Raw genomic sequence first — 379 nt, 5'->3', positions numbered from 1 at the left:
CGGGCTGCACGGCTTCGACGACACGGTGATCCCGCAGCTCGAGCGGGCGCTGATCGCCGGCCACGACATCGTGCTCCTCGGCGAGCGCGGCCAGGGCAAGACCCGCCTGCTGCGCACGCTCGTGGGGCTGCTCGACGAGTGGACCCCGGTGATCGAGGGCTCCGAGCTCGGCGAGCACCCCTACGAGCCGATCTCGCACGTCTCGCAGCGTCGCGCCGCCGAGCTCGGCGACGACCTCCCGATCGCGTGGCGGCACCGCTCCGAGCGCTACTCCGAGAAGCTCGCCACCCCTGACACCTCGGTGGCCGACCTGATCGGCGACGTGGACCCGATGAAGGTCGCCGAGGGCCGCTCGCTCGGCGACCCGGAGACCATCCAC

At 72.6% G+C, this 379-nt stretch carries 1 pseudogene; it reads left to right on the top strand.

Annotated features, from left to right (window positions below):
- Positions 1-379 (top strand): annotated as a pseudogene (locus Q0L15_RS16760) (magnesium chelatase); the annotation flags it as partial.

It is taken from the genome of Nocardioides sp., from assembly GCF_024509035.1.
Taxonomy (GTDB): domain Bacteria; phylum Actinomycetota; class Actinomycetes; order Propionibacteriales; family Nocardioidaceae; genus Nocardioides.
Note: the sequence above shows the minus strand (reverse complement) of the source record. Positions and strands in the feature narration are given on the sequence as shown.